The organism is Flavobacterium sp., from assembly GCF_035299005.1.
GTDB lineage: Bacteria > Bacteroidota > Bacteroidia > Flavobacteriales > Flavobacteriaceae > Flavobacterium.
The window spans coordinates 124,140-139,286 of sequence record NZ_DATGXL010000004.1 but is presented as its reverse complement, the minus strand read 5'-3'; the positions used below and the strand labels follow the sequence as shown (position 1 = coordinate 139,286).

Genomic DNA, 15,147 nt, shown 5'->3' with positions numbered 1-15,147 from the left:
TAAATATTATTTGAGTAATTGTTCTTTAGACAGTTTTTTATCGATAATTTTTAGTTTCAAAAGTTGTTCCAAAATGGTATCTAAAACTGGAGCTGTTAATTGTTTTTGTGACCAACGGGTTAGTTTTAACCACTCTTGAATAGCACTGACTTCTTGATTATATTTTGCTGCTAAAGTGCGGTCAATACTAGGAATGAGCTTAAACTCTTCGGTTGTTGTATTGATAATGTTCAGGATTTGCTGAATAACTTTAGGCTCCTTTTCCAATACCTCATCACGAACCGCAATTACAAAACAAGGCCAAGGTGTAGGGCACTCTCCCACTCTTCTAAAAACACCATTATCTACTAGTGGCTGGGTCATAAAGCGTTCCCACATAAAATAATCGGCTTTGCCTGAAGTCAAACTTTCTACAGCACCATCGATCGTATTTACGATTTCAAATTGTAATTTTTCAGTGTTCCAATTTTGATTTTGTGCGTTTACAATGCTCATCAAATGCGAACCTGAACCCATTCTAGAAATGGCTGCTTTGGTGTGCTCTAAATCAGATAGCATTTTATACCTTGAATTTGCAGCAACGTGAATGCCCCAAATTAATGGACTTTGCACATACACCTGTACAATTTTACAAGGATTTCCAGCCGTGATGTCTTTTACAATACCCTCCGTTAAAATTACAGCAATATCGGTTTCTCCATCACGCAGCATTTGACACATCTTCCCAGTGCCTTCTGGTACATCAGTCCATTGTAAATCGATTCCCACAGCTTCAAATTCGCCATCTTCGATACACATGTGCCATGGCAAATTAAAATGTTCTGGAACTCCAGCTATTTTGATTGTTTTACTCATGCGTTTTTATTGTTTCTTAGCATTCGTGAATCTTCAAATTTATTTTTAAAAATTACACATTAATATCTTTAAAATTATGCAATCTAGCATAACGAATCATATTGGTAAACGATTCTGCATCTAGTTTTGGTATTTCTAAAATAGAATTTAATAAAGTGGTATCATATTCATTAGCAGCGGAAGTCAAATAAGGTTTCAAATGCTTGCCTATACTTTCATAATACAATTTTTCAATGGTGTTTTTATAATCAAAATCCAGTGTATTTTGAATGATACTAAAATTAGAATACCCTACTTCTTTCATGATTAACTGTAAACCTTTTACCAAGTTAAAGCTTTCATTATGCACAATATTTAATTGTTTAATGTCTTCTCGTTGAAAGGTGGAAACAATCACTTTTGCTACATAATCTACAGGAATAATATTTAACCCTGTTTCTTCGCTAATGGCAAAACGCACATTTTCTTGTTGATCTTTGCGTTGTGCCGTAAAATGGAAAAACTTTGCCATCAAATAAAACACCATGTATTTTGGAATAAAATAGCGGTTTTCATTACCTAGCATTTTCCCACCAATAACGCTTGGACGGAGAATTTGATAGGGTAAATTTAATTCCGCACATTGCTGAATAACAAATTCTTCCGAATGAAATTTAGCATTTTCATAGGCGTTTCGATGCTCTAATTCAAAATCTAAATTATGAAAATCGTTACCAATTAAACCTTTTCGAGCACCCGATGAAAAAGCAGTGCTGATGTAAATGAACTTTTTAATAAATGGTGAAAATGTTTTAAAAATTGCCTTAGTGATGGCAGCATTTTCATTGAATATTTTTTCTTTTTGATCTGCATCGGTAGACAAATTTACATAACCTGCTGAATGAATAAAATAGGCTCCTTTTATTTTTTCTGAAAAGGTATCTTGCAGGGTAGCCAAATCGGTATCGATAATTTCTAGATATTCATTAAGCTTATCAACTCCTTTATCCAACAAAAACTTAGGGGTGTAATTACTCGATAATAGTTCGTTAATACGTTCTTTTGCACTAACTTTTCCTTTGTTTCTAGTAATTAGAAATAATTTTCCTTCAATGTTATGGGTCATAAAATTTTCTAGAATATCATACATAATATGAGAACCTAGCACACCTGTTGCACCTGTAAGGATTATTTTCATTCGATTTTTAATTTAGCACAAAAGTAATGCTATTTTACGGAATTATTTTCTAATTGCCACCATTTCCAAGTTACACCATCTTTATCCGGATAATCTTCTACGAATTGAAAACCTGATTTACTTAGAATGTGATTAGAAGCACCATTTTCTGCATGGGTATAAGCATTCATTAATTTGATATTCATTTGGTTAAAACCATAAGCTAACCATGCCTTTGTAGCTTCTGTAGCAAAACCTTGATTCCAAAAATTTTCATTTAGGCGATAGCCATAATCATAAAAATTGGTATTGCCGTTTTCTACATGATCGTTAATAAATTTAATTCCCGTCCAACCGATGAACTCACCTGTTTCTTTTAATATGGTAGCAAATCTACCAATACCATTTTCTCTATATTGTTTTTGCAAATATTCTATGATTTCAATAGATTCCTCAATGTGTAGCGTTGGTTTTTGCCAAAGGTATTTGTGTACATTAGGATTCTTATCCATATTAAATAAGGCTTCTGCATCTGATAATTCAAATGGGCGATAGATAAGGCGTTCGCTTTCGATTATTAAATTCATTTTTATTTATTTTTTTGGAACACAGATTAGAGAAATTTTAGAAATCATTATAATCTATATTCTAAATTTTAATTAATTTATTTAAAATAGTTTGGAACACAGATTAGAGAAATTTTAAAAATTCTAAATAATTTTTGACTACTTATTTACTCAGCTAATTTATCTAACGCATATTCAATCAATGCATCAACGGCTTTGTATGGATCTTCGCTGAAAGTTCCGGTTGCGCGGTTGGCAATAATAGCATTTAATGATAAACATTGGTGTCCTAATAGTTTTCCTAATCCATAAATAGCACCTGTTTCCATTTCTAAATTAGTCATTCTAATTCCATTGAAATTGAAACTATCCATTTTGTTATTTAACGCAGGATCTTGAATTCCTAAACGTACAACACGTCCTTGTGGACCATAAAATCCGCCAGCAGTTCCTGTGAAACCTTTGAAGATTTTATCGCTTTCTAAACGTTTTTCAAGTATTTTACTTCCCGCGATTACATACGGACGCCCTTTGCGCATGTCCCAATTGGTTTGTGCAATAAACGCTTCTTCCATGTCTGTTTCAGAAATCGCATCTATTAAATAAGAACGCAACATATTGTCCAATCCTAATCCGTACTGACTCATTACAATGCTATCGCATGGAATATCTGCTTGCAAAGAACCTGATGTTCCAATACGAATGATGTTTAAAGAAGTTAGTTCTTTTTTAACTGTTCTGGTTTCTAAATCAACGTTTACTAAGGCGTCAAGCTCGTTCATGACAATATCGATGTTATCAGGTCCGATACCTGAAGACATTACCGTAATTCGTTTGCCTTTGTATGTTCCAGTTTGGGTTTTGAACTCGCGCTTTTGCGTACTAAACTCAATCGAATCAAAATGTTTTGTAATTTTTTCTACACGATTTTGGTCGCCCACGAAGATAATATCGTTGGCTACCTGTCCCGGTTTTAGATTGATGTGGTATACACTTCCGTCGGGATTTAATATTAATTCTGATGCTGCTATCATTTTAGCCCCCTAACCCCCGAAGGGGAAATCCTATTAGGGGTCAATAGGGTTTAATTTTCACATTTGTTAAATGAATAAATGTGAGTATTGTTATTACTCTTAATTTTTTAAATTTTTATTCCCCCTTTTGGGGTTAGGGGGCTTTAACCACCTACTCGTTTTGTTTTGAATCCTTTGTCTTGTAATAGTTTCATGATTCTGTCGCGATAATCGCCTTGAATGATGATTTCGCCGTCTTTAAAAGTGCCTCCAACCGCTAATTTGCTTTTGATTTCTTTGGCAAGTATTTTAAAATCCTCATCCTCACCTTCATAACCTGAAATAATCGTAGTGGGTTTCCCTTTGCGTTTTTCATATTTGCAAATCATCGGTTCTTTTTGAAGGAATAATTCGTGAGGAAGTGTTTCTTCTTTTTCTTCTTCTAAAGGCTGATGATCTGGAAATAGTTTTTTTAATTGTTCGCTTAAATCCATTTTTATTTTTTTGGAACACAGATTAGAAAAATTTTAAAAATCTCTATAATCTGAATGTTGTAATTTTAATTAATTATTTTATTTTTTTGGAACACAGATTTGAGAAATTTTAAAAATCAATAAAATCTTTATAATCAATATTCAAATTTAATTATCTTTTTTTCTTCTTTAAATCGTTTGTGAAAATTTTTCTAATGAATTGTGGGTCTTTCCCAAAATTTAAAATTAACCCAACTTCACAATCGGTTGCTTTTAAATAATTTAATAATTGATTTTCATGAATATCGGTTAAATACTCAACACATTTTAATTCTACAATTACAGAATCATTTATAATTATGTCTGGGATATATTCTCCGACAATCTCATTTTTATAATAAACATTCAATTTTTTCTCAGAATCAATTTTATATCCATTTCTTTTCAGTTCAATGAGTAAAGATTTATGATATACTTTTTCTAAAAACCCAAAACCTAATTCATTGTAAACATTATAATAAATTCCAATTATAGATTTGGTTAGTTCTTGATGTGGAAAATTTTTCATAATTACTTTGTATGGCGTTTAAATTATCAAATTGCTAAAAAATACAGGAACACAGATTTAAGAAATTGGAATAATCTTTATAATCTTTTTTCTTTATGAATTAAATTATAGAAATTTTTAAAATTTTAAGATTTCTTCAATCTGTGTTCCAAAGGTAATATTGTTATTGTATTTAAAAAACAAAAAAGACATCAAGAAAACTCAATGCCTTTTCTATCTATAATAAAATTTATTATTTCTTTATCAATCCTAATTCCACCAAACGTTCATGTAAGAATTCACCAGCGGTGATGTCTTCGTATAATTTTGGATTGTTTTCATCGATACATTCTGGTAAGCAATTTAAACTCATGTCGCTTACGGGATGCATGAAAAATGGAATTGAATAACGAGATGACCCCCACAATTCTCTTGGTGGATTAACCACTTGGTGAATTGTTGATTTCAACTTGTTGTTTGTGTGTCTTGATAACATATCACCTACGTTAATCATCAACTCGTCTGGTTGTGCCATAGCATCAATCCAATCGCCGTTGTGATTTTGTACTTGTAATCCTTTTCCTTGTGCGCCCATTAATAGCGTAATTAAGTTGATGTCGCCATGAGCTGCTGCACGAACGGCTCCGTCTTTAGGTTCGTCAGTAATAGGTGGGTAGTGGATTGGACGTAAAATACTGTTTCCATCTTTGATGAATTTATCAAAATAGAATTCGTCTAAACCGATGTAAAGTGCTAAAGCTCTTAGTACATAAACCCCTGTTTTTTCTAACATTTGGTACGCTTCTTTACCTACTTCATTGAATTTAGGTAACTCTGTAACCTCAACATTGTCTGGGTACTCCCCTGCGTACTTTGAACCTTCGCTAACGTATTGTCCAAAATGCCAAAACTCTTTTAAATCACCAGCCGAACGTCCTTTTGCATGTTCTTTACCAAAAGAAACATAACCACGTTGACCGCCAATGCCAGGAATTTCATACTTAGCTTTGTTTTCTAAAGGTAGACTAAAAAAGTTTCTAACTTCACCATACAAGCTTTCTACCAATTTGTCATCTAAGAAATGACCTTTTAATGCTACGAAGCCGATTTCTTCGTAGGCTTTTCCGATTTCATTTACAAATTTTTGTTTACGTGCCGGATCATCCGACAGGAAATCACGTAAGTCAACACTAGGAATTTGTTGCATACTTAAACTTTATTGTTAATAAATCAAATGGGCTTTAACCCAAGTAAATACAAAGGTAATTAATTATTTTATATTGTGAAAGGGGAAAGTGAGTTGTGAAGTGTGAGTTGTGAGTTGTGAGTTGTGAGTTGTGAGAAGGGAAAAGTGGAAAGGGAAAAGGGAGAAGGGAAAAGTGGAAATATAGCTTGAAGGGGGTTTACAAAACTTAAAATTAATTCTTTGTGCTCATTAAGTTTAAACTTTAAATTGCCTTTGAAATTGTTCTTGAAATTGTTGCAACTTTTTTATAACAATTCGGTTTCAAAATGTTATTTTTATTACTTTTGAGCAAAATTTAATTGTTCCACTATCATGAACTTTGAAAGAAAAGAATTATCGAATCCACAGTTATTAGATTTATACAAAAAAATCCTTAAACCGCGATTGATTGAGGAGAAAATGCTCATTTTAATTCGTCAAGGAAAAGTGTCAAAATGGTTTTCTGGTATCGGACAAGAAGCTATTTCTGTTGGTATCACTGCTGCTTTAGACAAAGATGAATACATCTTACCTATGCACCGTAATTTAGGTGTTTTTACTACTCGTGATATTCCGTTGCACCGCTTATTTTCGCAATGGCAAGGAAAGAAAAATGGGTTCACCAAAGGTCGTGATAGAAGTTTCCATTTCGGGACACAAGAATATAAGATTGTTGGAATGATTTCGCATTTAGGGCCTCAGTTAGGGATTGCAGACGGAATCGCATTAGCCAATAAACTAAAACAAAACGGAAAAGTTACCGCTGTTTTTACTGGTGAAGGCGCTACTTCTGAAGGCGATTTTCACGAAGCATTGAACATTGCATCGGTATGGGAATTACCTGTTTTGTTTGTAATTGAAAATAATGGCTATGGCTTATCTACTCCTACTAATGAACAATATCGTTGTGAAAACCTTGCCGACCGAGGTGTGGGCTATGGCATGGAAAGTCATATTGTAGATGGTAATAATTTGCTAGAAGTATATCATTTAATTTCAGAATTAAAAGCTTCTATGGTTGCTAATCCTCGTCCTGTTTTATTAGAATTTAAAACTTTTAGAATGCGCGGTCATGAGGAAGCAAGTGGTACAAAATATGTACCGCAAGAATTGATGGATGTATGGGCGATAAAAGATCCTGTAGAAAATTATAGAAATTATCTAAAAGCTACAGCGGTATTAAATGATGATGAAGATGAAGCCATTCGTGCAGCTATCAAGAATGAAATTGATACCGACTGGGCGAAAGTACAAGAAGAACCAGAAATTGTAGCTACCTTAGAAGAGGAATTAGGTGATGTATACAAACCATATGATTTTGAAGCATTCAACCCATCTTCTGAAGTTGAAAATATCCGTGTAATTGATGCGATTTCAAATGGTTTACGTCAGTCGATGGAACGCCATGAGAATTTGGTTATTATGGGACAAGACATTGCTGAATATGGTGGTGCTTTCAAAATTACGGATGGGTTTGTAGCGCAATTTGGAAAAGAAAGAGTAAGAAATACACCTATCTGTGAAAGTGCTGTAGTTTCAGCTGCTAACGGCTTGTCGATAAATGGACACAAAGCGGTAGTAGAAATGCAATTTGCGGATTTTGTTTCTACAGGCTTCAACCCTATTGTAAACTTATTGGCTAAACAACACTACCGTTGGCAAGAAAAATCGGATGTGGTGGTGCGTATGCCTTGTGGTGGTGGTACACAAGCGGGACCATTCCATTCGCAAACAAACGAAGCTTGGTTTACCAAAACACCTGGACTAAAAGTAGTATATCCTGCGTTTCCTTATGACGCCAAAGGATTATTGAATACTGCTATTAACGACCCGAATCCTGTATTATTCTTCGAACACAAGCAATTGTACCGCAGTGTGTATCAAGATGTACCAAAAGATTATTATACCTTACCATTCGGAAAAGCTTCCTTGCTTAAAGAGGGAACTGATGTAACAATAATTTCATTTGGAGCAGGTGTGCATTGGGCATTAGATACATTAGCAAAAAATCCAGACATTAAAGCTGATTTATTGGATTTAAGAACGCTACAACCAATGGATTGGGAGGCAATTTATGCTTCTGTTAAGAAAACGAATAAAGTGATTATTTTACAAGAAGACACCTTGTTTGGTGGTGTTGGCAGTGATATTTCATCTATGATTATGGAAAACTGCTTTGAACATTTAGATGCGCCAGTTAAGCGTGTTGGAAGTTTAGAATCGGCAATTCCGTTTATGAAGTCGTTAGAAGATCAATATTTACCGAAGGGTAGATTTGAAGCGGAATTGAAAGCGTTGTTGGCATATTAATTTCACCATATAATTTTTTTTAAAAGACATCTTCGGGTGTCTTTTTTTGTTTTGTTTCTAGAGTTCTCGATACAATTTTATATTTTGAAAAGTAGCTTTTTTGAAATATAAAATCACTCGAAGTGACGGTTGAGTTATATCGGTTCTAGAGTTCTCGATACAATTTTTAAAACGTAAAAATTGGTATTTTTTTCTTTTTAAAAATCACTCGAAGTGACGGTTGAGTGATTTCGTTGCTATTGTTCTTATAAAATTTTGAAAGCGAAAATTAGTGTTTTTCCTTTTTAAAAACACTCGAAGTGACGGTTGAGTGATTTCGTTTCTAGAGTTCTTATAAAATTTTGAAAGCGAAAATTAGTGTTTTTCCTTTTTAAAATCACTCGAAGTGACGGTTGAGTGATTTCGTTTCTAGAGTTTTCGATACAATTTTTAAAAAGTAAAAATTGGTATTTTTTCTTTTTTAAAAATCACTCGAAGTGACGGTTGAGTTATATCGGTTCTAGAGTTCTCGATACAATTTTTAAAAAGTAAAAATTGGTATTTTTTCTTTTTAAAAATCACTCGAAATGACGGTAGTTTTGTGCGGTGTTATTGTTTTCTTGAAGTGATGGTTGTGTAAATTATAAATTGTTTTAGCATACCTTTTGCATACACTATCTATACTGTATCTATACTGTATCCATACTTCTAGCATACACTAAGCATACTTAACGCATACACTCCTCATACACTCGGCATACTTAAAGAGTATGTAAAAGAAATCTTTTGACTGGTTTTGACTGGTTTTGACTGGTTTTAACCTAATTTAATGGTTCGTGATAGGTTTGGTCTTATTTTATGGGGGTTTTGTTCGGGTTTTGTTCGGATGAGATTTGGAAAAATGGATGTTTATACGAACAACGTAGGAAGAAAGGTAAAAGGAAATGCAAATGAAGGCTTATATTTTGTTTTTATGATTCACTGGAGCCTGACCTATTACTACTGATATTTGTTTTTATATGAAACAAAAAATACCATTTATCAGTACTGCAAAAGTAATACTGTAAAGCAATTATATAAATTTCCAAGTGAAATCTATTTTATCTGCTTGTTGAGCGACAAATTATTTTGAGGAAACTAGTGATACAAAGATTATTTTCTATATTTGTGTTATATAAGCCATTAATTATGAATTACAAAGCCAAAACCATTCTACACAAAGGAGTTTCTAGAATTGCTGTTTTTTTTGAAAAAAATGCCACTTTAATTGGTCGCATTAAAACTTTTGAAGATGCCCGCTGGAGCGCATCTAATAAGTATTGGCATTTGCCTGATACTGAAGCCAACCGCTTGCATTTTAAATTGCCTTTAGCCCATACTTTAGTGCCTAATGCAGAAGGAATTGCAAGCATTGAAACCTTTAAGCGCTACCTTTTATCTAAAAGATATAGCCCCAATACGATAAATACTTATAGCGATGCTTTAAAATCGTTTTTAACTTTTTGTAATACCAAAGCAATAAAAGACATTACTAACGAAGATGTAATTGCCTACAACAATGATTACCTTTTAAAGCATAAATTTTCATCATCTTACCAAAATCAGATTGTCAATTCCATCAAGCTTTTTTTTTAAAATAGTAAAAGACACGGCAATTGATATTGACAAAATACATCGACCAAAAAGAGAAAAAGTGTTGCCAAATGTTTTGAGTAAAGAAGAGGTAAAACTAATTATACATTCTCCAACCAACTTAAAACATAAAACAATGTTAAGTTTAATTTACTCTTGTGGGTTAAGATGTGGTGAATTATTAGCCTTACAGCCGCATCATATTGATTCAAAAAGAAATATCGTTTTATTAAAAAATTCAAAAGGGAAAAAGGATAGAATTGTTCCCCTTAGTCCTAAAATATTAGCCCTTTTAAGAGAATATTATAAAGTTTATAAACCCAAAATGTATTTATTTGAAGGACAAGAAGCTGGAACTCCTTATTCTGACAAAAGCTTACAAAGCGTTTTAAAACAAGCTCTAAATAAAGCAGGAATAAAAAAACCCGCAACGCTACACTGGTTACGTCATAGCTATGCTACCCATTTACTTGAAAGTGGTACTGATTTAAGATACATTCAAGAATTATTAGGTCATAATAGTAGTAAAACTACCGAAATATATACTCACGTAAGTACAAAAAGCATACAACAAATTAAAAGCCCATTTGATGATTTGTAAGATTTTTTTATTATTTTTGGTAAAGATAAAACTGATATTTGTCAGGCATATACACCCAAAATCGGGTAGCTATGTATGATTTTATCAGACATATAAACAAGTTAGCAGTAAGCTTAAAACCATAATACATATAAAAAATTTAAAATGAGTAAGTTTCCGTATTTCTTAATCTTTATTTTATTCCTTTCATTTAATTGCAAAGCTCAGGAAAAAAAAATAAATCTTGAAAAAACTTATATTACAGATTGTAATGGTAAAACAATTGAGTTAGTACTTCCTAAAAATTGGGATACGCCTGACAGACTTGAAATTGATAAAGGGTTTATTCAAACGTACATTTATCCTGACAAAAGCTATTTGTCTATTATGTGTGGTAACAGTGAATTTCATAAACAAAAAGTCGTAAAAGAAAATGAGTTTGCAAGAGAAGAAAAATATAATGGATTCGCTATAATTTATGGAAATGTAAAAGCTGAACGTAAAGAAGAGTTTGATAATGCCTTAAATGAAATGAAAACTAAATAAAGCCAACTGCTAACAGCGGTTTGGCGCAATAGCTAAAATTATCTTAACCACTCGCCTATTTTCCGCAAGGAAATATTATATTAACAAGAAAATAATCGTTCACGCAGCCGCTACTGCGCCAAGCCGCGGAACGTTATGTGGCATTTTAAAAACCTACAGTACAAATGAGAACAATATATAAAATATTAGGGCTTGCTGTTATTGACTTAGGACTTATTTGGCTATGGGTTTATGAAATGGACCCAGACCCAAGTGTTTCAATAGGAATTATTCTTTTAGTTCCATTTATTTTTGTTCTTAATCTTATAATTGCTGGAGTGCTTTTTTATGCGAAAAAGAAAGAGTATTCAAGAATATTTCTTGTAAACTCTGTGATAGCATCAGTTATAATGTTTTACTTATTTGGAAAAGGAATTGACAGACACCAAAACAAAAGATTAGAACAATGGACATTTCAGAAAGCCGACACTACTTTTTCATTGATAAGATGGAAGGAAACAAACGAATTTAGTATGACATATAGCTTAAATCATGGTTCCTCTTGGAGTTTCTTAGACGGACATTTCGAGAACAAAAACGGAAAATGGATTTTAAGAGCGGATTCTTTAACAATGGAAGTGGACAAAGACAACTTAATGGGTTTCAGAAAACTGACTGACACGATTAAAATGGAAAAAGTAGAAAGATAAAAAACGCCACATAACACATGTTTGCCGCTATTGCTGGGTTTGCGCTTGCTATTTTCGTCTTCGTGGAAAATAATCTGGTGGCTACAATTCTATCTTTCAAAGAAAATTCGTAGGTTTGTTTTGGTCAGTGCTTGCAGCAGCAACAGACGGCAAGCATGGGAACGTTGTACTGCATTTTAGAAATGAAATATCGAAGAAATAAATATCTGACTTTAAAAGGCAAAATTCAAGAAGTAATACTTCCAGATTCTACTTATGGTGGATGGATAATTTATGAGAATAATGAACCGATATTTTATGTGAATATTTTTAATTACAAGTCAAAAAGTGATAATCTTGTAAATGTTATTATAACTGAAAGCGAATCTGATTTTAATGATATTTTAACTGATATAAACAAACGTTTCAATAGAAATTTAACCTTATCATTAAAAAAGAATATTGCAATTAAAATAAGCTCAAAACTTATGGAATCAGATTTGGGTTCATTACCATTCGAATGGATTGAACATTATACCAAATTTATAAAAGCACCTTGGGAAAAATATCCCGACATAAATCCAAATGATATGTTTTGGAGAATGGGAAAAGGTGAAGATGCAATTTCAATTTTTGCGAGATATTACAACTCCCTGAATAAGACTGAAAAGAATAATTTTAAAACTAAATATGAACCGACAGCTGAATGGTCTGATTTTTACGATTAGAAAAACGCAGTACAACAGCGGTTTGCTTCAATGGCTACTTCCGGATTTTCCTGCGGAAAATCCGCTGCCGAATGGAATGTTTTGTTATATTTGTAATGGCTTGGTGTTTGTGCAACGCCACTGATAGCAAGCCGCAGAACGTTGTGCGTCATTTTAGCCAAACGAAATAGAAAAAGAATCTTTTTATGAAAATTACATTTCTATCATTTATAATAATATTTTCAGCAAGTGTTTACTCTCAAGAGAAAAAGAAAAAATATGATTTTGCATTTTCTCCTGAATTAATTTCTCAAAAGGATTTATTCGGAGGTGCGAATTTGTTAATCGGAAAAGTTGTTAATGAAAAAATGATTATTGGAATGTCAGGAGTTAGAATTGGTGTAGAAAGTAATTTCAAGAATAATAGCGACTTAATAATTGCCCCAAAAGTTGGATTTGAAACATCTGGAACAATTTTAATAATGAGATTTTCGGCAGTAAATTATTTTCAAAATACAAAGAGTGAATTTAGATTGTTACCCGAAATTGGCTTAAGTTGGGGTGGTTTTGTGAATTTAACTTATGGTTATAATTTTAGAATAACAAATAAACAAATTAATGATTTAAGTGGACATAGATTTTGTTTAAGCTTTAATCTGAATAGAAAATTAATAAAAGAAGGTTTACCAAGAATGTAAAAAAAAAAAAAAACGAACGCACAACAGGCGTTTGGCAAGATTGCGAATTTTGTAGTAAATACACGTTTATTTCTCGCAAGAAATTTTATCTTTGATAGAAAATAATCGGTTCCGAAGTTCGCAACCTCACCAAGCGCCGGAACGTTATGTGATACTGCAAAAAAACCCTGCTAAAATGGACAATCAAGAAGTAAAAATACTGTTTAGATTTTTTAGTAATGTTATGGAAGAATGGACAGTTGAAACTTTATGGGCTGAAACTGTTGACGCTGAAAAAGGATTATACAAATTGGCTAACATTCCATTTTATGCTTCAGTATCATGTGATGATATTGTGTTTGCAGAATATGATGATGACGAAAAAATGTTGACGTACAGAAAAACTATAGAACATTCCGGAAATTCAACAATTCAAGTAGTCGTTATGGACAAAAATATAGTGACGAATGATTTACGAAATGTATTTAATTCATTGGGTTGTGAATCTGAAAAATTTAGCGAAGGTTACTTTGTAATCGAAGTTCCAAAAAATTTAGATTATAACCCAATCCGAGAAAAATTAATGGAATTGGAAGCGCAAGAAAAGATTGGTTACGCTGAACCAAATTTAGCTGAAAACCATTATTACTGAAAAATAGCAGCATCACATAACAGCGGTTATCAGCTATAGCTGGTTTTTCTTGAGTTGTACCATTTTTTTCACGTAAATATTCTATCTTAGCAGACAGTACGCAGTTCGTTGGCTTCGCTACAGACTGATAGCCGCGAAACGTTAGCAGTAATTTTACCAAAAATTGTGAAAAAATATTTTAGCCTTATTATTCTTATGTTTTTTGTTTCTTGTAGAAATGAAAGAACAATAAATGAAATTTTGAATATTGGAAAAGAATTAACTACTAAAGATTTATCAAAAACTGATTCAACTGAAAACATTGTATTTATTGGAAAAAGCTTAAAGGAAAAAATAACTGAATTAAAAAAGCAAAACTTTGAATTAAAATTAAAAGTTCAAAATGGTGACTTAAATTATCCTTTTGGCGACTCAAAAGCCGAAAATATTTTAGTATTGAATAATGGAATCCAAAAATTAAACGTGAGATTAAAATACAATTCAAATAAAAAAAAGTTTGATATTTTAGGTTTTGCTACAGAATGAAAAAAAACTACTGCTAACAGGCGTTTGGCAAGATTGCGAATTTTGTAGTAAATTCACGTTTATTTCTCGCAAGAAATTTTATCTTTAACAGAAAATAATCAGTTCCGAAGTTCGCAACCTCGCCAAGCGCCGGAACGTTAGCCGTCAGTTTGGTAGAACGCAAAAAAAATGTCAAAAAATGAATTTAAAAATATTAATTTTAATCTTATTTACACCTTTTCTTTTCGCTCAAGAGGAACCAGTTGTCTATGAAAATGATGCAAAAGCATATTACAACGAAAATTATAATTGGGATTCAAACGAACTCTCGTTTTGTGATTTAACTATCTCGCCAGATTCAACTTTTAGTTTTTACTGTAGACCTAATATAAGTTGTTGGACTTGGTTCGAAATCAAAGGAAATTGGAAAAAAGAAAATAATATTTATACTTTTTTAAGTCAATATGAAGTTTCTGAAAATAATACAAGACTTACATTTGACAAAGATTTGACAAAAAAATACTTATTGAAATTTAGAACTGATAAAAAATCTGAACTTAAAAATAGAAATATCAAAATAGAATATATTTATGATTATGATGCGAAAATAGATGACGTTGAAAAAACTATGAGTTTTGACAGCAATAACTCGATTGAAATTCCTTTCAAAGAGATTCCAAATCATAAAAAACTTGCATCTATAAAAATTGAATATTATCTAAGCGAAAGTGAAAAAAGATATGCATACATTACTGAAGGACAAACTGTAAATGAAAAAGAAAAAGATATTCCTAATATCGTAGAAATTGAATTTGTCGAAAAGCCTTTAAAAGAAATAATTTATAGAACTACTATTGGAAAATTAGAAGGTGAAAAATTAGAAATTATTTCAAATGAAAAAACTAAAACCAGTCTTTCAGAAAATTTGAAAGAAATAAGTTTTGAAAAATATTATGAATTAAGAAAATAAAACCGAACGGCTAACAGCGGTTTGCTTCAATGGCTACTTCCGGATTTTCCTACGGAAAATCCGCTGCTGAATGGAATGTTTTGTTAT

General features: G+C 32.2%; 17 protein-coding genes. 10 read left to right on the top strand and 7 right to left on the bottom strand.

Annotated elements, in window-relative coordinates:
- Positions 1-6: 6 nt before the first annotated feature.
- The 7 genes from VK164_RS01990 to VK164_RS01960 form a co-directional block, all read right to left on the bottom strand.
- The gene (locus VK164_RS01990) at positions 7-855 is read right to left on the bottom strand and encodes a substrate-binding domain-containing protein (RefSeq protein WP_324207762.1); all 849 of its coding nucleotides are present in this window, start codon (positions 853-855) and stop codon (positions 7-9) included.
- Positions 856-907: 52 nt separating this feature from the next.
- Positions 908-2,032: an SDR family oxidoreductase gene (locus VK164_RS01985; RefSeq protein ID WP_324207761.1), complete on the bottom strand. Its 1,125-nt coding sequence runs from the start codon at positions 2,030-2,032 to the stop codon at positions 908-910.
- A 29-nt stretch (positions 2,033-2,061) separates the two neighbouring features.
- Positions 2,062-2,598: a GNAT family N-acetyltransferase gene (locus tag VK164_RS01980; RefSeq protein WP_324207760.1), complete on the bottom strand. Its 537-nt coding sequence runs from the start codon at positions 2,596-2,598 to the stop codon at positions 2,062-2,064.
- 146 nt (positions 2,599-2,744) lie between these two features.
- Positions 2,745-3,611, bottom strand: a complete 867-nt coding sequence (locus VK164_RS01975; RefSeq protein WP_324207759.1) for a nucleoside phosphorylase — start codon at positions 3,609-3,611, stop codon at positions 2,745-2,747.
- A gap of 143 nt (positions 3,612-3,754) precedes the next feature.
- Positions 3,755-4,084 (bottom strand): translation initiation factor, encoded by a 330-nt coding sequence (locus tag VK164_RS01970; protein ID WP_324207758.1) that lies wholly within the window; start codon positions 4,082-4,084, stop codon positions 3,755-3,757.
- A gap of 151 nt (positions 4,085-4,235) precedes the next feature.
- Positions 4,236-4,631 (bottom strand): GxxExxY protein, encoded by a 396-nt coding sequence (locus VK164_RS01965; protein WP_324207757.1) that lies wholly within the window; start codon positions 4,629-4,631, stop codon positions 4,236-4,238.
- 232 nt (positions 4,632-4,863) lie between these two features.
- Complete coding sequence (locus tag VK164_RS01960; protein WP_324207756.1) at positions 4,864-5,817, bottom strand: isopenicillin N synthase family dioxygenase; 954 nt, start codon at positions 5,815-5,817, stop codon at positions 4,864-4,866.
- A gap of 351 nt (positions 5,818-6,168) precedes the next feature.
- On the opposite strand from VK164_RS01960, the gene VK164_RS01955 reads away from it, so the two are divergent.
- The 10 genes from VK164_RS01955 to VK164_RS01910 all read left to right on the top strand — a co-directional run bounded on the left by VK164_RS01955 (position 6,169) and on the right by VK164_RS01910 (position 15,060).
- Positions 6,169-8,145 carry a dehydrogenase E1 component subunit alpha/beta gene (locus VK164_RS01955; RefSeq protein WP_324207755.1) on the top strand — a complete coding sequence of 659 codons (1,977 nt, stop codon included), beginning with the start codon at positions 6,169-6,171 and terminating at the stop codon, positions 8,143-8,145.
- A 1,167-nt stretch (positions 8,146-9,312) separates the two neighbouring features.
- Complete coding sequence (locus VK164_RS01950; protein WP_324207754.1) at positions 9,313-9,759, top strand: site-specific integrase; 447 nt, start codon at positions 9,313-9,315, stop codon at positions 9,757-9,759.
- Entirely contained in the window at positions 9,731-10,357 is a 627-nt protein-coding gene (locus VK164_RS01945) for a tyrosine-type recombinase/integrase (protein WP_324207753.1), read from the top strand. The genes VK164_RS01950 and VK164_RS01945 overlap by 29 nt, the downstream gene beginning before the upstream one ends.
- 144 nt (positions 10,358-10,501) lie before the next feature.
- Positions 10,502-10,882, top strand: a complete 381-nt coding sequence (locus VK164_RS01940) for a hypothetical protein (RefSeq protein ID WP_324207752.1) — start codon at positions 10,502-10,504, stop codon at positions 10,880-10,882.
- A 164-nt stretch (positions 10,883-11,046) separates the two neighbouring features.
- Positions 11,047-11,571, top strand: a complete 525-nt coding sequence (locus tag VK164_RS01935) for a hypothetical protein (protein ID WP_324207751.1) — start codon at positions 11,047-11,049, stop codon at positions 11,569-11,571.
- A gap of 155 nt (positions 11,572-11,726) precedes the next feature.
- Positions 11,727-12,278 (top strand): hypothetical protein, encoded by a 552-nt coding sequence (locus tag VK164_RS01930; RefSeq protein WP_324207750.1) that lies wholly within the window; start codon positions 11,727-11,729, stop codon positions 12,276-12,278.
- Positions 12,279-12,463: 185 nt separating this feature from the next.
- The gene (locus tag VK164_RS01925) at positions 12,464-12,955 is read left to right on the top strand and encodes a hypothetical protein (protein WP_324207749.1); all 492 of its coding nucleotides are present in this window, start codon (positions 12,464-12,466) and stop codon (positions 12,953-12,955) included.
- A gap of 175 nt (positions 12,956-13,130) precedes the next feature.
- Positions 13,131-13,586, top strand: a complete 456-nt coding sequence (locus tag VK164_RS01920; protein WP_324207748.1) for a DUF4265 domain-containing protein — start codon at positions 13,131-13,133, stop codon at positions 13,584-13,586.
- Between the two features lie 165 nt (positions 13,587-13,751).
- Complete coding sequence (locus VK164_RS01915) at positions 13,752-14,111, top strand: hypothetical protein (RefSeq protein ID WP_324207747.1); 360 nt, start codon at positions 13,752-13,754, stop codon at positions 14,109-14,111.
- Positions 14,112-14,289: 178 nt separating this feature from the next.
- Positions 14,290-15,060 carry a hypothetical protein gene (locus VK164_RS01910; RefSeq protein ID WP_324207746.1) on the top strand — a complete coding sequence of 257 codons (771 nt, stop codon included), beginning with the start codon at positions 14,290-14,292 and terminating at the stop codon, positions 15,058-15,060.
- The last annotated feature ends 87 nt before the right edge of the window (positions 15,061-15,147 follow it).